This window comes from Winogradskyella psychrotolerans RS-3 (genome assembly GCF_000427335.1).
GTDB classification, from domain to species: Bacteria; Bacteroidota; Bacteroidia; order Flavobacteriales; family Flavobacteriaceae; genus Winogradskyella; species Winogradskyella psychrotolerans.
Map to the genome: position 1 here is coordinate 57,993 of NZ_ATMR01000180.1, position 20,092 is coordinate 78,084.

The 20,092-nt window shown below is 32.7% G+C and carries 23 protein-coding genes; 11 read left to right on the plus strand and 12 right to left on the minus strand.

The window, feature by feature from the left end; genetic code table 11:
• Positions 1-35: 35 nt before the first annotated feature.
• A complete protein-coding gene (dapA, locus tag ADIWIN_RS16545; protein ID WP_020896011.1) occupies positions 36-920 on the minus strand; it encodes a 4-hydroxy-tetrahydrodipicolinate synthase in 885 nt (294 codons plus the stop codon).
• The gene (locus ADIWIN_RS16550) at positions 920-1,438 is read right to left on the minus strand and encodes a DUF6913 domain-containing protein (protein WP_020896012.1); all 519 of its coding nucleotides are present in this window, start codon (positions 1,436-1,438) and stop codon (positions 920-922) included. The genes dapA and ADIWIN_RS16550 overlap by 1 nt, the downstream gene beginning before the upstream one ends.
• Positions 1,439-1,542: 104 nt before the next feature.
• Between ADIWIN_RS16550 and ADIWIN_RS16555 the strand changes: the two genes are divergently transcribed.
• Together ADIWIN_RS16555 and ADIWIN_RS16560 are read left to right on the plus strand one after the other, a co-directional pair.
• Positions 1,543-2,268, plus strand: a complete 726-nt coding sequence (locus ADIWIN_RS16555; RefSeq protein ID WP_020896013.1) for a 5'-nucleotidase C-terminal domain-containing protein — start codon at positions 1,543-1,545, stop codon at positions 2,266-2,268.
• 3 nt (positions 2,269-2,271) lie between these two features.
• Complete coding sequence (locus ADIWIN_RS16560; RefSeq protein WP_020896014.1) at positions 2,272-3,186, plus strand: bifunctional metallophosphatase/5'-nucleotidase; 915 nt, start codon at positions 2,272-2,274, stop codon at positions 3,184-3,186.
• Positions 3,187-3,261: 75 nt separating this feature from the next.
• Here the strand turns inward: ADIWIN_RS16560 and ADIWIN_RS16565 are convergent, their stop codons facing one another.
• The 4 genes from ADIWIN_RS16565 to ADIWIN_RS16580 all read right to left on the minus strand — a co-directional run bounded on the left by ADIWIN_RS16565 (position 3,262) and on the right by ADIWIN_RS16580 (position 7,550).
• Positions 3,262-3,999, minus strand: a complete 738-nt coding sequence (locus tag ADIWIN_RS16565) for a hypothetical protein (RefSeq protein ID WP_020896015.1) — start codon at positions 3,997-3,999, stop codon at positions 3,262-3,264.
• A gap of 101 nt (positions 4,000-4,100) precedes the next feature.
• A complete protein-coding gene (ligA, locus tag ADIWIN_RS16570; RefSeq protein WP_020896016.1) occupies positions 4,101-6,095 on the minus strand; it encodes an NAD-dependent DNA ligase LigA in 1,995 nt (664 codons plus the stop codon).
• Between the two features lie 59 nt (positions 6,096-6,154).
• Positions 6,155-7,057, minus strand: a complete 903-nt coding sequence (gene prmC, locus ADIWIN_RS16575; protein ID WP_020896017.1) for a peptide chain release factor N(5)-glutamine methyltransferase — start codon at positions 7,055-7,057, stop codon at positions 6,155-6,157.
• 1 nt (position 7,058) lies between these two features.
• Positions 7,059-7,550 (minus strand): GNAT family N-acetyltransferase, encoded by a 492-nt coding sequence (locus ADIWIN_RS16580; protein WP_040757649.1) that lies wholly within the window; start codon positions 7,548-7,550, stop codon positions 7,059-7,061.
• 67 nt (positions 7,551-7,617) lie between these two features.
• Here ADIWIN_RS16580 and ADIWIN_RS16585 point away from each other — a divergent pair, with 67 nt between their 5' ends.
• Genes ADIWIN_RS16585 through ADIWIN_RS16605 form a run of 5 tightly spaced genes read left to right on the plus strand, consistent with a single transcriptional unit; the run spans position 7,618 to position 11,213 of the window.
• Positions 7,618-8,058: a hypothetical protein gene (locus ADIWIN_RS16585; RefSeq protein WP_235047139.1), complete on the plus strand. Its 441-nt coding sequence runs from the start codon at positions 7,618-7,620 to the stop codon at positions 8,056-8,058.
• Positions 8,059-9,156, plus strand: a complete 1,098-nt coding sequence (gene ribD, locus ADIWIN_RS16590; RefSeq protein WP_040757640.1) for a bifunctional diaminohydroxyphosphoribosylaminopyrimidine deaminase/5-amino-6-(5-phosphoribosylamino)uracil reductase RibD — start codon at positions 8,059-8,061, stop codon at positions 9,154-9,156. It abuts the gene before it with no gap.
• Positions 9,143-9,760 carry an HAD family hydrolase gene (locus ADIWIN_RS16595; RefSeq protein WP_020896021.1) on the plus strand — a complete coding sequence of 206 codons (618 nt, stop codon included), beginning with the start codon at positions 9,143-9,145 and terminating at the stop codon, positions 9,758-9,760. The genes ribD and ADIWIN_RS16595 overlap by 14 nt, the downstream gene beginning before the upstream one ends.
• Positions 9,757-10,608, plus strand: coding sequence for a DMT family transporter (locus tag ADIWIN_RS16600; RefSeq protein ID WP_020896022.1), 852 nt, complete (start codon positions 9,757-9,759; stop codon positions 10,606-10,608). Before ADIWIN_RS16595 ends, ADIWIN_RS16600 begins: the two co-directional genes overlap by 4 nt.
• On the plus strand, positions 10,608-11,213 hold the full coding sequence (locus ADIWIN_RS16605; protein ID WP_020896023.1) for an IMPACT family protein: 606 nt from the start codon (positions 10,608-10,610) through the stop codon (positions 11,211-11,213). Before ADIWIN_RS16600 ends, ADIWIN_RS16605 begins: the two co-directional genes overlap by 1 nt.
• Here ADIWIN_RS16605 and ADIWIN_RS16610 read toward each other — a convergent pair.
• Complete coding sequence (locus tag ADIWIN_RS16610) at positions 11,208-11,615, minus strand: acyl-CoA thioesterase (RefSeq protein WP_020896024.1); 408 nt, start codon at positions 11,613-11,615, stop codon at positions 11,208-11,210. The genes ADIWIN_RS16605 and ADIWIN_RS16610 overlap by 6 nt on opposite strands.
• 196 nt (positions 11,616-11,811) lie before the next feature.
• On the opposite strand from ADIWIN_RS16610, the gene dnaA reads away from it, so the two are divergent.
• The 4 genes from dnaA (at position 11,812) to ADIWIN_RS16630 (ending at position 15,911) form a co-directional block, all read left to right on the plus strand.
• On the plus strand, positions 11,812-13,239 hold the full coding sequence (gene dnaA, locus ADIWIN_RS16615; protein ID WP_020896025.1) for a chromosomal replication initiator protein DnaA: 1,428 nt from the start codon (positions 11,812-11,814) through the stop codon (positions 13,237-13,239).
• A 12-nt stretch (positions 13,240-13,251) separates the two neighbouring features.
• Positions 13,252-13,707, plus strand: a complete 456-nt coding sequence (locus tag ADIWIN_RS16620; RefSeq protein WP_040757641.1) for a low molecular weight protein-tyrosine-phosphatase — start codon at positions 13,252-13,254, stop codon at positions 13,705-13,707.
• A 66-nt stretch (positions 13,708-13,773) separates the two neighbouring features.
• The gene (locus tag ADIWIN_RS16625; RefSeq protein WP_020896027.1) at positions 13,774-15,195 is read left to right on the plus strand and encodes a PQQ-dependent sugar dehydrogenase; all 1,422 of its coding nucleotides are present in this window, start codon (positions 13,774-13,776) and stop codon (positions 15,193-15,195) included.
• Positions 15,195-15,911, plus strand: a complete 717-nt coding sequence (locus ADIWIN_RS16630) for an SAM-dependent methyltransferase (RefSeq protein WP_020896028.1) — start codon at positions 15,195-15,197, stop codon at positions 15,909-15,911. The genes ADIWIN_RS16625 and ADIWIN_RS16630 overlap by 1 nt, the downstream gene beginning before the upstream one ends.
• Before the next feature lie 6 nt (positions 15,912-15,917).
• Here the strand turns inward: ADIWIN_RS16630 and ADIWIN_RS16635 are convergent, their stop codons facing one another.
• The 5 genes from ADIWIN_RS16635 to dapF all read right to left on the minus strand — a co-directional run bounded on the left by ADIWIN_RS16635 (position 15,918) and on the right by dapF (position 19,945).
• On the minus strand, positions 15,918-16,574 hold the full coding sequence (locus ADIWIN_RS16635) for a hypothetical protein (protein ID WP_020896029.1): 657 nt from the start codon (positions 16,572-16,574) through the stop codon (positions 15,918-15,920).
• A 118-nt stretch (positions 16,575-16,692) separates the two neighbouring features.
• The gene (locus ADIWIN_RS16640; RefSeq protein WP_020896030.1) at positions 16,693-17,598 is read right to left on the minus strand and encodes a DUF2279 domain-containing protein; all 906 of its coding nucleotides are present in this window, start codon (positions 17,596-17,598) and stop codon (positions 16,693-16,695) included.
• A 3-nt stretch (positions 17,599-17,601) separates the two neighbouring features.
• Positions 17,602-18,645: an endolytic transglycosylase MltG gene (gene mltG, locus ADIWIN_RS16645; RefSeq protein WP_020896031.1), complete on the minus strand. Its 1,044-nt coding sequence runs from the start codon at positions 18,643-18,645 to the stop codon at positions 17,602-17,604.
• 2 nt (positions 18,646-18,647) lie between these two features.
• Positions 18,648-19,172, minus strand: a complete 525-nt coding sequence (locus ADIWIN_RS16650; protein ID WP_020896032.1) for a GNAT family N-acetyltransferase — start codon at positions 19,170-19,172, stop codon at positions 18,648-18,650.
• Positions 19,166-19,945 (minus strand): diaminopimelate epimerase, encoded by a 780-nt coding sequence (gene dapF / locus ADIWIN_RS16655; RefSeq protein WP_040757642.1) that lies wholly within the window; start codon positions 19,943-19,945, stop codon positions 19,166-19,168. Before dapF ends, ADIWIN_RS16650 begins: the two co-directional genes overlap by 7 nt.
• Between the last annotated feature and the right edge of the window lie 147 nt (positions 19,946-20,092).

The window sequence follows — 20,092 nt, forward strand, 5'->3', positions numbered from 1 at the left end:
GTTGTATCTAGCCTAAATACCTATTTATATTAAGTTTAACTTTTTCCTAGAGTTTTTAACTCTGATTTAATCCTTGCCTTTAAGTTATCTGTCGCTTCAACAAGTGGCAAACGCACATGTAAATTTGAAATTTCTAAAGCACTTAAAACTGCTTTTATACCAGAAGGATTGTTTTCAGAGAAAATAAGTCCGGTTATTGGCATTAACTTAAAATGGATATCATAAGCCTCCTTAGCTTTACCTGCAATCCCTAAACGAATCATTTCCGAAAACTCTTTAGGTAATGCTTGTCCTATAACAGAAATAACACCAGAGCCACCAGCTAAAGCGACACCTAATGCTAAGTCATCATCACCAGATAACACTAAGAAATCGTTAGGTTTAGTTCTTAATAATTCTAAATATTGATGCACATTATTTCCTGCTTCTTTAACCGCAACGATATTATCACAATCTTTAGCTAACCTCAACGTTGTTTCAGGAGACATGTTTGACGATGTTCTACCTGGTACGTTATATAAAATAATTGGTATTGGAGTTACGGCAGAAATGGCTTTAAAATGTTGATAAATTCCCTCTTGCGTCGGTTTACTGTAATAAGGAGAAACTGATAAAATACCATCAATAGCAGAAAAATCTGTTGACTTAATTTCATTGATAACATTTGCAGTATTATTACCACCTATACCTAAAACTAATGGTAATCTTCCATTATTAATTTTAGCAATGAACGCTATTAACTCCTTTTTTTCTTCTGGAGTAACGGTAACACTCTCCCCAGTGGTTCCGCTAATTACTAAATAATCCGTGCCGTTGGCAATGTTATACTCTACTAAACGCTCTAATGCATCAAAATCGATACTTAAATCTGCGTTAAATGGTGTGATTAATGCCACACCAGTTCCTGTAAATTTGGTCATTATAATTTGTTTAAAATATTTAAGTATTTTTTTAACTCTTGCTTAAAAATATTGATATCCCTTAATTCTACATCTATTATTAAATCATATAAACGTTCGTCTTCTTTACTTATTCCGACTTTAAAATTCGCTTTAGACGCTGCCGTCATGAGGTTTAATTGCAACACTTCATTTTTAAAAAAGCAAATAAGCATATCATAAGGCTCGTTGATAAAAGCTTCTAAGTCGAGATTTTTTATTTTTCCTTTCCAGCCAAAGTCTTTTGGACTAAAATGTACATTCCATTTATTGTGTTCTAATTTGTCGTCTAAAGTAAAAGCAATAATTTTATGCTTTGGTGAGACTAAACCCAGTTCTTTAAAATAAACTCTAAAAACCTCAAATTCATGAAATTCGTTCGCATTAAGAAGCACCGCAACTGTTTTTATTTTGTTATTATTAACAGTCGATTGACGAGTTGCCAATAAATTATTGACATATTTTCGATTAGATTTTTCTTTAAATGCTTTTAAAATCATTTACCTTTAGCCTTTGTGCAAATTTAATAAAAGCACTTACATTTTATTATAAACTTCTTATAAGTTATTCAATGACTAGTAAACATATTCTAAAACTCTGTTTATTGTTGCTCATTTTTTCTTGTGCATCATCAAATATTTCTAAAATTGAAGGCAAACGAATCGATATCGACGATAGCCTATCCTCCGATAAAGCCGTAGAAGACTTTATAACTCCTTACAGGCTTCACGTTAATAAAGATATGGATAGTATCATTTCTTATGCTCCAGAAACATATACGAAATCTGATGGAGAATTTAATACCGCGATTGGAAATTTAATGGCTGATGCTGTATATAGCGAAGGTAATCCTGTCTTTATGCAACAATCTAAAAAAAACATTGATTTTGTTCTACTCAACCATGGAGGTATTCGATCCATCCTTTCTAAAGGAAATGTTACAACCAGAACTGCGTATGGAATTATGCCTTTTGAAAATTCAGTCGTTGTAGTTGCTCTTAAAGGAGAGCAGGTTAATGAAATGATGGTATATCTTTCTAAGGCCAAACGCGCACATCCTGTATCGCATCAACTGCAATTAACTTTAGATAAAAATTCAGAAGTTAGTTCGGCTACTGTTAACGGTAAACCAATAGATGTTAATAAAACATATTATATAGCGACTAATGATTACCTCTATAATGGTGGTGATGGTATGGACTTTTTTCAAACCAATGAAGGTCTCTATGTCTTAAATTATAAAATTAGAAATGTATTAATTGATAACTTTAAAAAGACAGATACATTAAACCCTAAACAAGATCAACGTTTTATAAAATTAAAAGATTAAGCCATGAAGAGAAGACAATTTATTCAAAAATCTACAGCTGCAACAGTTTTGGCTGGTGTTGGTGGTTTAGGTTTACAATCTTTTAGTGCGCCAAGAACAAAAAAAATCACTATTCTACATACTAACGATGTGCATAGCCACATTGATCCTTTTGGTCCTGAGGATGGAAGAAATGCCAATAAAGGTGGTGTGGCAAGACGTGCGACTTTAGTTGAGTCTATTAGAATGGAAAACCCTAATACGCTATTGTTAGATGCAGGCGATATTTTTCAAGGAACTCCTTATTTTAATTATTATGGTGGTGAACTAGAGTTTAAACTAATGAGCATGCTAAAATACGATGTCGCAACTATTGGTAATCATGATTTTGATAATGGTATTGACGGGCTTTATGCTCAAATTCCACATGCTGATTTTGAGTTTGTATCGGCCAATTACGATTTTTCTAACACGGTAATGGATACACATGTTAAGCCTTATAAAATCATCATTAAGGATGGTATAAAAATCGGCATATTCGGTTTAGGAATCGAACTAGATGGTTTAGTAAATAAGGAGATGTATAAGGAAACCGTTTACTACAACCCTATTGAGATTGCGCAAGACATGTCTCGCATCTTAAAAGAAGAACAGTCTTGTGATTTGGTAATTTGTTTGTCTCATATTGGTTATCAATATAAAAATAATCCGGATAAAGTAAGTGACATTACTTTAGCAAGAGCTACTAAAGACATCGATTTAATTATTGGAGGACATACACATACCTTCCTACCAAAACCAACCATAGAAACCAACAGTATTGGTAAAAACGTATTAGTAAACCAAGTGGGTTGCTTTGGTCTATATCTTGGTAAAATTGACTTTTATTTTGAACCAGGTAAAAAAGTATCTGCTGAAGGAGCTTCTATTATAGTTTAATTAGCGCCTAAGTATTACTTAAAAACACAAATCGAAAATAATATATTTAGTTTAAACCCTTTTCTTATTTAAGATTTAGGCTTCAATAAGATCATCTGTATATGCAGGTGTTGGTTCCGTAACTAAATGCTGTGACTGTAAGTAGTAAAAGACAAATGCTATGACTAAAAAGGAAGAGTAAACATAGCCCAAATTATCATCCTTAAGGATATAAAAATAAGCTAATTGAATAATTTCTGAAAACATGATAAAGATTGAACCTATTAAAAAAAGCATTGCCTTATAATTATTTCTATACATGTAATTAATTAGCGCAATTGATAAAAGCAGCATTATAACAGCGTTATAAACATATTCTAAAGTGTACTCATAAAAGTTAAATGAATTTTCTGTAGTGCCTGATATTAATGTCACACAAAATATATCTAAAATCACAAGTATGATTATGGGAACTGTTAGTTGAGAAAAAACTGTTTTTAAATCTAAGTGAATAAACACTTTAACAATAAGTAAAGCATAAGAAATAATACTAAGTATGTTTACTATATAATATAAATAATCAGTTTGTCCATTCCTAAGCCCTGGTCTATACCAACCGACAAAACTTAATATTTGCGCTAAAGTAAAAACAACCAAAAACAATAAAAATAATTTTGATTTATTTTTGGTCCAACCTACATATAACACTGTAAGTAATATGAACGCAATAGCTCCTATAGTATCTCCTTCTACCTCTAAAGCAAAGCCTTGAAGTAAAATATAGGTACCACCTAAGAGCAGTAAAACTACTTTTAAAATTTTATTTAATAACATTAATCATCCCTTATTAACAAAGCAAATATAAACATTTTTTTTACATATAAACGTTAAAATTATGCTTTTCATCGAATAAACAACGATATTTTTGTAGGAAATTACTTAAGATTATTCAAAAACGACTCTTCCGTTAGTATTGGAACATTCAGACTTTCAGCTTTTACTCGCTTACTTGGCCCCATTTTATCACCAGCAACTAAATAACTTGTTTTAGATGAGATAGATGAAGACACTTTTCCACCATTATCTTCTATCAGTTTTTTAAGTTCATTTCTTGAGATACTCTCAAAAACACCCGAAACTACTATAGATAATCCTTTTAGTTTTTCGGTTTGGTTGGCTAGTTTTTCTGCAGAAATTTCTAATTGTACACCAAACAACCTTAAACGTTCAATAATTTGCTTGTTATCCTCTGAACTAAAAAATTCAACGACACTTTGTGCAATACGCTCTCCTATTTCATCAACCGTAACTAAATCTAACATTGAAGCAAACATTAGTGCATCAATAGACTTATAATGTTTGGCTAATTTTTTGGCAACTGTTTCTCCTACATAACGTATTCCTAATGCAAATAGTACGCGCTCAAACGGAATTTGCTTTGAAGCTTCAATTCCATTTACCAAGTTCTCTGCACTCTTTGTTGCCATACGTTCTAACGGAACCACTTGCTCCACCGTCAACTCATACAAATCTGAATAATTAGTAATCAAATCTGCCTTAACTAACAATGCTACCGTTTCACCTCCTAAACCGTCTATATCCATTGCTTTTCTAGATATATAATGTTGAATTCTACCAATAACTTGCGGAGGACAAGCCGTATAATTAGGACAATAATGTTTTGCTTCGCCTTCTAATCTAACGAGTTCAGTTTCACATTCTGGACAATTCGTTAAATAAAGTGTTGGCACAGAATCTAATGGTCGCTTAGATAAATCCACAGCAATTATCTTTGGGATAATCTCACCACCTTTTTCTACAAATACCTCGTCTCCTACTCTAATGTCTAATTTTTCAATTTGATCTGCATTATGAAGTGAAGCTCGTTTTACTATGGTACCAGCCAATTGCACAGGTTCTAAATTAGCAACTGGTGTTATAGCTCCTGTACGACCTACTTGATAGGTAATTTCGTTTAGCCTTGTAGACACTTGCTCGGCTTTAAACTTATAAGCCATTGCCCAACGTGGTGCTTTTGCTGTAAAGCCTAGCTCATCTTGCTGATAGAGATTATTCACTTTTACAACAACTCCATCAATTTCATAAGGCAAGTTATGTCTGTTTTCATCCCAATAATTAATGTATTCTAAAACATCATCAATGCTGTTCACCAATTTTGCTTCTTGTGGCACTTTAAAACCCCAAGCTCTGGCTTTTTCTAAACCTTCAGATTGCGATGTAATATTAAGATTGTTTCCAACTATACTATATAACAAACATTCTAAAGGGCGTTTGGCAACCTCAGAACTGTCTTGTAATTTCAAACTTCCTGAAGCCGTATTTCTAGGATTTTTATAAGGTTCTTCGTCATTAGCAACACGCTCCTCGTTCATTTTTAAGAACCCTTCTATTGGCAACACAATTTCTCCTCTAATATCAAAACGTTCAGGAAAATCGCCTTTTAATTGCAATGGCACTGTGTTAATAGTTTTTATGTTTGCGGTTACTTCGTCTCCTTGCACTCCATCGCCACGCGTAACTGCTCTTAATAAATTACCGTTTTCGTATGTAAGGCTAATGGAAGCTCCATCGTATTTTAACTCACATGTATAACTAACCTCGCCATCAACCATTTTTTTAACACGTGTTTCCCAATCCAACAAATCTTCTTTGGAATACGAATTATCTAAAGAATACATTCTAGAATCGTGAACTGTAGTTTTAAAATTCTTAGTAATTTCTCCTCCCACACGTTGCGTTGGTGAATTAGCATCGAAAAACTCCGGATTAGCTTCTTCTAAAGCTTGAAGCTCTTTTAGTTTTATATCGAAGTCGTAATCACTTATGGTCGCTTCATCTAAAATATAGTAATTGTAATTGTGCTGACGCAATTCTTCTCTGAGTGATTCTATTTGTTGTTTTGTGTTCATTATAATTGTCATTCCTGCACAGGCAGGATTCTTTTTTTTAGTTGAAACTTATTTTTATTTTAATAGATTACTGCCTGTGCAGGAATGACAAAGCTCTTTCTTCCCTTCAACATCCTATCATTCCCATTCAAATCTTTTAGCAACTCAACATTTTCAAAATTAGCATCAACTAATAACTGTTTTGTTTCCTCTCCAAGATATTGGTTAATTTCAAAATATAATTTACCGTTTGGTTTTAACTTTTTAACAGCAAAATCAGTAATGGCTTTGTAAAATATTAAAGGGTTATTATCATCTACAAATAAAGCCAAATGCGGTTCGTTATCTAAAACGTTAGGTTGTATTTCTTGTTTTTCTAATTCTCTTACATATGGTGGATTAGATACAATGATATCAAACTCCAAATCATTAAAAAACAAATCCCAATTAAATTCATCTAAAATACTTGCTTCAGTAAACTTGATTTCAACGTTATTGATTTCAGCATTTTCCTTTGCGACTTTTAGCGCTTCTTTACTTACATCTAAAGCATAAACTTTAGCGTTTCTTATCTTATTAGCTAGCGAAATTGCTATACTGCCAGAACCTGTGCCAATATCAAGGATTTTCAGAGACTTCTCGACTGTACTCGAAGAGACCGAACGAATTATCAAATCAACTAACTCTTCAGTTTCTGGTCTAGGAATCAACACATTTTCATTGACCTTAAATGGCAATCCGAAAAACTCTGTGTCACCTAATATATATTGAATAGGTTTTTGTTGTTTTAAATCTTCTAATGTTTTAAAAAACGTATCTGTTTCAGATTTTGTGATGGTGAGTTCTGGCTCTAATGTCAACTGAATTCTTAGCACACTCAAATAATGCTCTATACACAAATAGAAAAAACTATCTACTTCATGTTTACCATAAATAGCATCTAATTCTATATGAAATATATTCTGAAGGTCTTTTAAAAGCATATTACAAATTTTTAAGCATCCAAACGGTACATGAATAATGCCCCGTATTTCCCATTGGCTTCTCCAAACTTTTAAAACCTACTTTTCGGTAAAGTTTACGAGCATCTTCCATATATGGCAAAGTTTCTAAATAACAGTAATCAAAACCAGATTGTTTAGCAAAGTTGAGACATGTATTCATCATTTCACTTCCCAATCCTTTACCTCTGGCCTCTGGCATAAAATACATTTTTTGTAATTCGCACACATTGCCTTCATAGTTATCTAAAGGCGAAATTCCGGCTCCTCCAATAATATCATCTCCACGTTCTACAACAAAATAAGCTTTCTTTGGTTCATTGTAGGTTTCTGTCATGCAATCTAAAGCCTCATCTTCATAAGCTGTTCCAACTTTAGGAACACCCATTTCGATTAAAACATCCCGAATTGCTTTAGCAATTTTAGGATTGTCCTTGGCTTCAATTTCTCGAATAACAATAGTATCTTTACGCACTGAATTAACTTTTTTAGACAAAATCAAAAATACATATAAAAACAATTTTATGTTTAAAAGACTCTTAATGTTTTCCCTAACTTTTACACTACTTCTTAACTGTTCGTTTACAAAAAAGCCAGAGTTTGTTAGATTAGAAAACTTTAAGGTTATTGATTCTAACTCTAAAAACATAACCATCAGAACAGAAGCCTTATTTCTAAATAAAAATGATGTTGGTGGCACGTTAAAAACAGACGATCTTAAAGTATATATTAATGATTTGGAATTGGCGTCTGTAATTTCGGATGAATTTGATGTTCCTAAACGAGAGAATTTTACAATTCCGCTAACGGTTAAGATAGCAACCGATAGTATAATGACTGATGAAAACCTGGGAAGCTTATTAGGTAGTTTACTTTTTCAAAAACTAAAAGTGCATATTAAAGGTGAAATAAAATATAAAATCCTGGGCTATTCTTCAATATATTCGGTTGATGAAATTCAAGATGTAAAAATAAAGTTCTAATTGACAACTCACGAAACCTACATATCACGCTGTTTACAAATTGCCAAAAACGGATTGGGCACTACAAGGCCAAACCCTATGGTTGGTGCTGTTATTGTGTATAATAACAGCATAATTAGCGAAGGTTATACAAGCGCTTATGGCGGCAACCATGCAGAAGTTAATGCTATTAATGCCGTTAAGGACAAATCTCTATTACGCAAAAGCACACTTTACGTGACATTAGAACCCTGTAGCCATTTTGGAAAAACCCCACCTTGTAGCGATTTAATTGTAAAGCATAACATCCCAAATGTAGTGATTGGTTGTATTGATGATAATCCTGAAGTGGCCGGAAAAGGTATTGCCAAGTTAAAAGCATCTGGATGCCAAGTTACTGTTGGTGTTTTAGAAAAAGAATGCAAAACACTTCATAAACGTTTTTTTACCTTTTATAATAAAAAACGTCCTTATATTATATTAAAATGGGCTGAAACTCGCGATGGGTTTATTGCGCCTGTTGCTAAGGACGAAAAAAAACCTGTTTGGATTACAAATACATATTCACGTCAACTCGTGCACAAATGGAGAGCAGAAGAGCAAGCTGTTTTAGTAGGAACTAATACCGTTATTGAGGATAACCCGAGTCTAACCACTAGGGATTGGACAGGAGAAAATCCCATAAGAGTTGTTTTGGACAGGAATTTGAAATTAGATAAAAGTTATTCCGTTTTTAATGATGAAGCCGAAAATATAATTTTTCATGGTGAAAATGATTTATTTCCTAAAGTTGACGAGAATCAAAAAGGTTGGGCAATTTCCCGACCTTTACAAAGAGGTTATAATGCTGCCTATGCCCAAATCGATTGGAATTCGAAAACTTCAATAGCAAAACAAATATGTGATGCTTTATTTAAATTTCAAATTAATTCAATAATTATTGAAGGTGGAGCAAAAACACTTCAAACCTTTATAGATGAAGAGTTATGGGATGAGGCTAGAGTTTTTACGGGAACAGTTGAATTTAAGGACGGTACAAAAGCGCCAGAATTCAAAGGGAAATTTATTTCTGAATCTAAAATTAAAAATGATTTATTAAAAATATATGCAAAAGATTAAAACGCTCATTTTCGATTTTGGTGATGTATTCATTAACCTTGACAAACAAGGTGCCATGCAAAATGCCTTAAACCTATTTAACATAGATATTTTTGACGCTGATACAATTGAAACCAATGAGTTATACGAAGTTGGAAAAATTTCAACTGCAGAATTTATTCAGTTTTATAAAACTAAATTCTCTAAAATTAGTGAAACAAATCTTATCGACGCTTGGAACTATATACTAAAGGATTTTCCGAATCATAGATTAGATTTTATTAAGGATCTAGCACGTCAAAAAGATTATAAACTCATATTATTGAGTAATACCAATGATATGCATATCGATTTTATAAAAGCCAATGTACCTTTCTTTGAAGATTTTAAAAATTGCTTTGATAAATTCTACCTATCACAAGAAATTCAACTTAGAAAACCAAATACAGATATTTTTGAATTTGTATTAAAGCAAAACAATCTCATTGCGAACGAATGTTTGTTTATCGACGATACCAAAGCTAATACAGATACCGCTAAATCGATGGGTTTCCATACATGGAATATAGATGAAACCAAAGAAGATATAACCACTCTTTTTGAAACAAACAAAGAGCTCTTTTGATATATTTACTTATTAGCATATTAGCATCTACAGCAATTTTTGTTGTTTTTAAACTCTTTAAAAAATACGGAGTCAATACGCTTCACGGTATTGTAGTTAATTATTTTACCGCTTGCTTTTTAGGCTTTCTACTTTATAATGGAAGCATTGAACCTTCTGAAATCATAAAAACCAACTGGTTTATTCCGGCTATATGCTTAGGTTTTTTGTTTATTGCAATTTTTAACGTTATGGCATTAACAGCACAGAAAAATGGACTTTCCGTAGCTTCTGTTGCTAGCAAAATGAGCGTTATAATTCCGGTTATTTTTGGAATCATTGTTTTTAAAGAAAGTGTTGGTGCTCAAAAAATCATAGGTATACTATTAGCTTTAGTTGCGGTTTACTTAACATCTGTAAAACAAAAAGATAATACGATATTAACACAGTCTATCTATTTACCTGTTATCCTCTTTTTAGGTTCGGGTATTATTGATACGTCAATAAATTATTTTGCACCAAATGATAAAATAGCTTTATTTTCTGCTACCATTTTTGCAATGGCAGCAATCATTGGCGTCATCCTTTTATTAGGAAGCTTATTCAAATCTAAAGTTAGATTCAAGTTTATAAGTATTCCTTTTGGTATCGCTTTAGGTATCGTAAACTATGGATCCATTCATTTTTTACTGATGGCCTTACGTGTTGAAAACACAGAAAGCTCTACCTTATTTACTATTAATCATATTGCGATTTTAGCGCTTTCAACATTAATAGGATTAGTCTTATTTAAAGAAAAAATATCTAAGAAAAACTGGATAGGAATTATGTTAGCCTTAATTTCTATACTATTAGTCACTTTAGCATAATGGAAGACGATTTATATAAAACAATTACAAAACCAGCACAAGGAGAATTATTTAAAGATAAGAATAGTAAATTCTATGGATTTGCTTTTCCTGTAACGGACGAAGAGCAAATAAAACAACACATAGACCATTTAAAAAAAGAACACTATTCTGCCAGACATTGGTGTTATGCCTACCAAATAGGAACAGAAACGATTCAATACCGAGCCAATGACGATGGAGAACCTAACAATTCTGCAGGAATGCCTATATACGGACAAATTCAATCTTTTGAAGTCACCAACATCCTAATTGTAGTCATACGGTATTATGGAGGTGTTAAACTAGGAGTTGGTGGTTTAATAAATGCTTACAGAACAGGAGCACAATTAGCATTAGAAGCTTCAAAAATTGTGGAACGCACCATCAATAAAAAATTTAAACTCAGTTTTGAATATAAAAACATGAGTAAAGTGATGCGAATTTTAAAAGAAAACGATGTTAATATCACAAATCAAATTCTAGAATTAAATTGTTTACTAGAAATATCTGTCAGAAAAACCCACAGTTCTAAAGTTTTTGATTTATTCGATCAATTTTTCGGAGTTGAAATCAAAGAATTATAACGAATAATTTCGCAGTTTGTCTAAAAGATATTTTGGGCATCTAGTAGGTCGATTCCGCTTGACGTCGATAAATGCCAAAATTGTATTTCCAGTGGCTAACAGAACGTTAGATTCATTTCGTAATTCATACTCAAATTCAATAGAGGCTGTAGGCATCTTTTTGAGTGTTGTTTTTACTTTAAGCACATCATCATAACGTGCTGAATTTTTGTAATTTATAGATAAAGAAACCACCGGCAACATAATTCCATCAGCTTCCATCCCACTATAACTAAGCCCAAACTCGCGCAACCACTCGGTTCTACCTACTTCGAAATACACTGCGTAATTGCCATGATATACAACTCCCATCTGGTCAGTCTCTCCGTAGCGTACTCTAATAATAGTTTCATTATAATTCATATATAAATGTTTGATTAAGAAAAAATATTGTAATTTTAAATTGTTTTAAACATGAGAAAAAAATCTAAATATTCTATCTAATTTGATTTTTTATTAAGAATTTTGTTCACATATTTGCCCTGTTGAAAAACTACTAGAGAATTCCAATTCTCTTTTTTTGCTAATATAACTAACAACGAAAAACCTAACTTAAAGAATGGAGATCACAGCGCAATCTGTATGGAGTAATTGTCTCGCTTTTATTAAAGATAATATACAACCACAAGCCTATAAAACTTGGTTTGAACCTATAGATGCTGTAAAACTTTCCGGTAATGCATTGAGCATTCAAGTTCCCAGTAAATTCTTCTATGAGTGGTTAGAAGAGCATTATGTGAAAATCTTAAAGGTATCACTAACAAAAGAGTTAGGTGAAGATGCTAAATTGGTGTACGTTATTAAAATGGAAAACACCTATGGCAACAAACAACCTTTTACAGAAAAAATCCCAAGTGCAAACAGGTCGGCATTAAAATCTCAAGATGTAGATGTGCCTTTTAATAATAAAAGTCCTGAGCTTAGGAATCCATTTATAATTCCTGGAATTAGAAATGTAAAAATCGAATCACAACTTAATCCAAGTTATAGTTTTGAAAACTTCTTAGAAGGTGACTCTAACCGTTTAGCAAGAAATGCAGGTATTGCAGTTGCTAACAAACCAGGAGGAACATCTTTTAACCCCTTATTAATTTTTGGTGGAGTTGGTTTAGGAAAAACACATTTAGCACATGCTATTGGTGTTGATATTAAAGATAAATATCCTGAAAAAACAGTTTTATATATCTCTGCTGAAAAATTCACGCAGCAATATATCGATTCTGTAAAAAAGAATAATAGAAACGATTTTATTCACTTCTATCAAATTATAGATGTGCTTATAATAGATGACGTTCAATTCTTATCTGGTAAAACAGGTACGCAAGACGTATTCTTCCATATTTTTAACCATTTGCATCAAAACGGAAAGCAAGTTATTTTAACAAGTGACAAAGCTCCTGTAGATATGCAAGATATTGAGCAACGCTTATTATCGCGTTTTAAATGGGGCCTTTCTGCCGAATTACAAACTCCAGATTTTGAAACTAGAGTTTCTATTTTAAAGAACAAACTTTACAGAGACGGTGTTGAAATGCCCGAAGACATTATTGAATATGTTGCAAAGCATATTAAAACGAATGTTAGAGAGCTCGAAGGTGCCATCATTTCATTAATAGCACAGTCATCATTTAACAAAAAAGAAATTACCATAAGTCTTGCAAAAGATATTGTAGAGAAGTTTGTTAAAAACACCAAACGTGAAGTTTCTATTGATTACATTCAGAAAGTAGTTTCAGATTATTTTCAAATGGATGTTAACACACTTCAATCTAAAACACGTAAACGTCATATTGTACAAGCACGTCAGTTAGCCATGTTTTTTGCTAAGAAATACACAAAAGCATCATTGGCTAGTATTGGCTCTCAAATAGGACAACGTGATCACGCAACCGTTCTTCACGCTTGTAAAACGGTTGATAACTTATCATCAACTGACAAACAATTTAGAAAATACGTTGAAGACTTATCTAAAAAATTAGCCCTTTAATTACATCTTATTATGACTCGTATCTTAATGGTGTGCTTAGGTAACATTTGCCGTTCACCATTAGCTCATGGCATCATGCAATCTAAACTTACTGAAGATCATTATTATGTTGATTCTGCTGGCACAGCCGCTTATCATATTGGTAATGCTCCAGATAGACGCTCAATTGCTGTTGCTCAACAAAACGGTTTAGATATTAGTACACAAAGCGCAAGACAATTTAAAGTGTCCGATTTTGATGCATTTGATTATATCTATGCAATGGATCAATCAAACTATACTGACATTATTAGCTTAGCTAGAAATACGGATGATATCGAAAAAGTAACGCTGTTTCTTGAAGCTAATTCCTCTATTCAAAATAAAAACATGCCAGATCCATATTACGGAGATGTAGGTGGTTTTGAATATGTATTCACCCTAATTAATGAAACATGTGATTTGTTAGTTAAGAAACCAGGTGTATAACACAAACATTTTCAACTTTAGTAAAGTCTTTTTTTCGTAAATTAGTATTTTAAATGTTCATTGTTTATGAAATCGACTATAACACTTCTTCTTATTGCACTTACAACTATACCAAACACTTACGCTCAAGAACTCGCGTTAGAACTTTTTGCTTCTAATTTAAATAAACCTGTAAGCATTAAGCACGCTGGTGATGATAGGTTATTCGTGGTTGAGCAAGCTGGACAAATAAAAATAATTAATGCCGATGGCACGTTACAAAGCACTCCATTTTTAGATATTAATAATCTTGTAATTAATACAGGAAACGAAAGAGGTCTGCTTGGGTTGGCTTTTCATCCCGATTATGCTGTTAATGGCTATTTTTTTGTAAACTACATTAACAATTCTGGAAACACTGTAATCTCTAGATTCACAAAAGATTTTACAAATTCTGAAGCTGTAGACCCAGATTCTGAATTCACGATACTTAATTATGACCAACCATACACTAACCACAATGGTGGAGATTTAGCTTTTGGATCTGATGGTTATCTTTATATCTCTTCTGGTGATGGTGGTTCTTCCGGAGATCCAGAAAACCGCTCCCAAAATAAATTAAGCTTACTTGGTAAAATATTACGATTAGATATTGATACCGTTACAGAAACAGAAAATTACGGTATTCCTTCTGATAATCCGTTTGTTGAAGATTCCAATACTAGACCCGAAATTTGGGCTTATGGACTTAGAAATCCATGGAAGTTTTCTTTCGATCGTTTAAATGGCGATCAATGGATTGCAGACGTAGGTCAAAGTGAATATGAAGAGATTAATAGCGTTTCTCCAGCAGAAGCTTCTACAGGATTAAACTACGGATGGAAATGCTACGAAGGTAATGATACTTATAACACAACGGGTTGTATAGACCAAAGCACTTATACTTTTCCTGTGAGCGGTTATTACCATTTTGGAGATGGTGAAATTAAATGCTCCATTACTGGTGGCTATAGATACAGAGGTACTAATTACCCGAATTTTATTGGTTGGTATTTCTTTGCTGACCTTTGTAGTCAGGAAATCGGATATTTAATTTATGATGAGACTAATGAGTTATGGACTAAAACTTTTCAACAATTTTCAGGGCAATGGTCAGCTTTTGGTGAAGATGTGAATGGAGAACTATATGTTTCAGATCTTTCTGGTGGTACTATTTATAAACTTACAGACGCTACTTTAAGCGATAACGATAATTTACTTTCTGAAGTATCAATTTATCCCAATCCTACTAAGAACACCTTACATATTAATTTTGGTTCAAATCACAACACAGACCTTTTAACTGATATCTATATCTATGATATACAAGGAAAAAAGGTAAAGGAGATTAACAGCACTACCAACACTACTTTAACAATAAACACCACTGAATTGTCTGAAGGTATTTATATATTAAAAATCAATTCGGAAAACGACATACAAAACACCTATAAACTAGTCATACATTAATGAGCAATACTAAAGGAAAATTATATCTTATCCCTACACGATTAGGCGACAACCCACCTCTTGAGGTTTTACCAATTTCAATTAAAAAAATAGTTGAGGATATTGACTTTTATATTGTTGAAAATGAAAAAACAGCACGTCGTTTTATAAAACGCATTTCACCCGGTAAATCACAACCGTCACTAAAGCTTCAAGTACTTAATAAATATACTACAGAAGCAGAGCGCAATACTTATTTAAACCCTTGCTTAGAAGGAGTGTCAATCGGATTACTTTCTGAAGCTGGTTGCCCGGCAATTGCAGATCCTGGTGCTGATATTGTAGGTTTAGCCCATCAAATGGATATAAAAGTTGTACCACTTGTTGGCCCTTCTTCTATTCTATTAGCTTTAATGGGTTCTGGCATGAATGGTCAGAGTTTTACTTTTAATGGCTATTTACCTATTGACAAAAGTGAACGAAAGGCAAAACTAAAGACTTTAGAGCGCTTATCTTCTGAACATAACCAATCTCAAATTTTTATTGAAACTCCTTATAGAAACATGAAAATGCTTGAAGACTTAACGAGCACACTACATCCAAATACACGAGTCTGCGTCGCATGCGATTTAACTTTGCCTACCGAGTTTATAAAAACAAAAACTGCCAACGACTGGAAACACAATAAAGAAGACCTCCATAAGAGGCCTGCTATATTTATTATTCAGAAAGATTAATTGAAATTAGAGTGTTACTCTTGCTTTCTTATCTGGAGTAATCATAGACGTATCATAACCAGAAAACTTTTTCATATAATATCTTACAGAAGACCCATAAGCATCAGAAAGGTTATTAACTCCATAACTACGTAAAAACTTTTTTACACTTCCAGGACCTGCTAAGTGAGCAGCTGCTAAAATACCAGATTCGGTAACTTTTATACCTGCAATTTGTTTGCCCTCAAAACGCTTAATGTCTTTTCTAAGCACCCATTTATTACGTTCTGCATTTGCTATGAATGCTTTTTCTTGTAATTCTGGATTATATAAGAACTGATTAGGGTTGTAAATACCAATAACTTTTAATGTTTCTGCACCAAATTGATATTTTCCTAAATACCCCAAAGTATTTACCGTAAAATAATCACCTCTAGATTCTTTAAAAGCTAAGGCTTCTTTAAATCCTTCAAAAGATTTACCTAAATGTGGAGTAAACAAATTGTACTTTACATTATGGTCTTCAGTGACCATAGCCACTTCTTCAGAAATGTTATAATCTAGTATTAATCCTTCTGTAGAATACATATCAGGATTAAGAGATGCATTTGGGTACAAGGCTAATGCCATAAGTACACAAATTGAAAATGGTATTACTATACTCTTAACGCTATTTTTAATCATAACAGTTAAATTTTTACAGTAAAATAGTTTCAAAAAACTATCATACAAAATTCGCGTGCAAATATACAACATATTTTCAATTACTGAAAATCAACCGATTAAGTGTTAAAAAATTAACTTAAAAGTAGACAGGGTGCCATTTTATCCGACCACTGCTGTTTAATTCTACTGCAGGAAAAGGCAGCTTAATAACGTTAAAAACGTCAAATAGTGCTTTTAGGAAGTGAGAATTTGTTTTAATTCGGGTTAAATCAACATCTAAACTTAAGTAATATTGACGTTGTCTATTTTGGTTTAAAAATAAAAGATCAGATGCTTCACCTGTTAACATACCATCGGCTCCATAACCAAAAGCGACATTTAACCAATTTGGTATGGTTTCAGTTTTTAGAAATGAATTAATATTGGCGCTTAACCAATACGTTTGTCCATTATAGTCTTTTAAAAACTCTTCCGCCAATCCACTACCTAATTTATTTGGACGTTGCTTAGCGAATTGAGTTCTATGAAACGAATACTTCAAGACTATACGTTGCTCTTCCCAAAGTAGTTCTTGTCCCACATGTAATCCTGTTCCCGCTGCGTTTGCCGCCATATCTGACCAAGAAAATCCCCATTCTTCAGAAAACCCGTCCATAACTTCTACTGCTGTTAGAAATCCCAAACCTAATGTAGAACCATAAAGTAATTGGTCTTTTTTACTAACTCCAGCCCAATTTAGTGTGTTAGCCCCTAGCCTTCCTAATTGATAAGATGAAAACGCATGTCCTAATTTATCCATCTGTAGCCACTCTCCACTATCATTCAAGGTTTTAAAATTTGAACGTGAATAATCTGCATACCATAATTGATTTAAACCAATTAATGTTGTTGTCGCTAATGCAGCTTCGGAAATTACAACAGTATTTCTGCGCGATGTATTTAATGTATCGCTAGGCTTTAAAAATTGATTGAGTTTAGATTGTGAAAAAAGCGAAGCACTTGCCAAAAAGAAAATTATAATATAGACAAAAGCGTGATTCAAACCTTATTTATTAATCCCTTGAGACGATAAATACCTATGATATTCTCTGGCATTGTTATTATGTTGTCCTAATGTTTTAGCAAACTTATGATAGCCTAAGCGTTTAGCATCTGCTGCAAAATAAAGGTAACTATGCGTTTCAGGATTTAAAACGGCTTTTATTGCAGATAAATCTGGCATTGCAATAAGTCCTGGAGGTAAACCTGAGTTTTGATACGTATTATATGGTGAATTAATTTCCTTATGAATGTTTAATACACGTCTAATAATCATGTTTTGATATTGAGGCAACTGGTAAGCTGCAAACTTTAACGTAGGATCAGCTTGTAATGGCATCCCAATTCGTAATCTATTTAAATACACACCAGCTACTCTTGGTTGCTCGTCTGCTTGTTTAGATTCTTCATGCACAATAGATGCTAATGTAATAACTTCATTTGGAGTTAAATTCAATTTTTTAGCTTTCGCTTTTCTGGCGTCTGTCCAAAAACGATTGTATTCTACTAACATTCTATCTCTAAATGTTTCAGCAGAAGTATTCCAGAAAAACTCATAGCTATTTGGCAAATACATACCTAATGCTGTTGCTTTTGAAAATCCGTTATCAGATAGAAATGACTCATCCATCATTACCTTTTCTAAGGTTAAACTATCAGCTTCAATCTGCATACTGATTCTTCCTGCTAAATCTTTTATACTATGTTGATTGTTAAATGCTATTTTGACTGGTAGATTTTTACTTCGGATAGAATTAATAATATCATTATTATTCATGCCTTTAGAAATAGCAAATCGACCTGCTTTAATATTGGTGACGTACTTTTTCTGTTTTGCTAAAGCATCAAACGCACCAATATCTTTTAAAAGTGGTTCTAATTGTGATCTTACTTCTGAGTAATTTGCATTAGTTGGAACATAAATATAGGCTGTTTCATTTTCGAAATTGGTGTTAGGTGAAAACATTGTCCCATAAATGTAGTAAGCAATTACACCAAAGATGACCAAGCCAATGAGAGCAACTGCCCAAAGAATTTTTTTAATATACATAGTTAAGCGTTAATTCGTTGTAAAATATATTCATTGGTGTACTTTTCACCATCGAAACTCCAATCTTTTTTTAATCCTATTATTCCAAAGCCATTATTTTTAAACAACTTTAAACTTGCAGAATTGCTTTCGGAAATGTTAGCATAAACCTGATGCAAATGCAGCGTTTGAAAGCAATAATTTACTAATAATTCTAGTGCTTCTTTGCCATAGCCTCGATTTCTATTTTCTTCATCTTGAATAAGGATGCCGATACCTGCACGTTTATTTTTAACGTCAAATTCAAACACATCAATTAAACCAATAGTGTTGTCACTAGTATCGCAAATAGCTAATCGCAATTGTTTAGCTTCAAAAATGTCTTGCTGTGCATTTTCAAGATATTGTTTTATTAAAAATCTTGAATAAGGTGTTTGTGTATCACTTAACTCCCAAAGCGTTGTATCATTTTCAATACGGTAAACAAAGTCTAAATCTTCAGGCTCTAAAGCTCTTAAATAAATATGTTCTCCTTTTAGGTTTACCATTCAATTTCACCTTTAAAAACCTGTTCAGCCGATCCTATCAACCAAATATTATCGTAACCGTTTTCATTAAAATTAAACGTCACATTCAACAGACCGCCTTGTGTTTGCAAACTAATTTTATCAGCCTTTGTTTTTCCTATTTTATGCATGGCTAATGCAACTGCGGTGACACCTGTACCACAAGATAAGGTTTCATCCTCTACTCCACGTTCGTAAGTTCTTACGGCAAAATTTTCTATAGATAATTGTTCTACAAAATTCACATTAGATCCAGCTTCATTATAAGGTGCACCATTTCTGATTCTTTCTCCATTCGATTTAACTTCAAAATTCTTCAATTCTGAAACAAGTTCAACATGATGCGGCGAACCTGTATCTAAAAATATATGATCATCAAAAGATTCAATTTCAGAAACATCTTGCATTTGAAGGTGCACCAAACCGTCTTCAATTTTAGCTTTATGAAGCCCATCAATAGCTACAAATTCAGTTTCGTTTTTAATGATATTTAAAAATTTTGCAAAAGCCACAATACAACGTCCACCATTACCACACATCGTGCTTTCGTTTCCGTCTGCATTGTAATAGACCATTTTAAAATCTACCTTTTCATCATTTTCTAACAGTATAAAACCATCAGATCCTATGCCAAAACGTCGGTCGCATATGGTTGCAATACGTTTGGTATCCTTTTTGTCTATAAACTGTAAACGATTATCTACAATTACAAAATCGTTACCTGTTCCTTGATATTTATAAAATGTCATAGTTATTAATAAGCCACAAATATAAGAATATTAGACTGTATTCTGTGGTGTTAAGAGGGCGTTAAATTTGACGTTAAATAGTCGTTAAAATCAAAAACGAAATCAATAAATTTCTAATTTTAATCGTTAGTTAAACATAAAATACTAATTAAA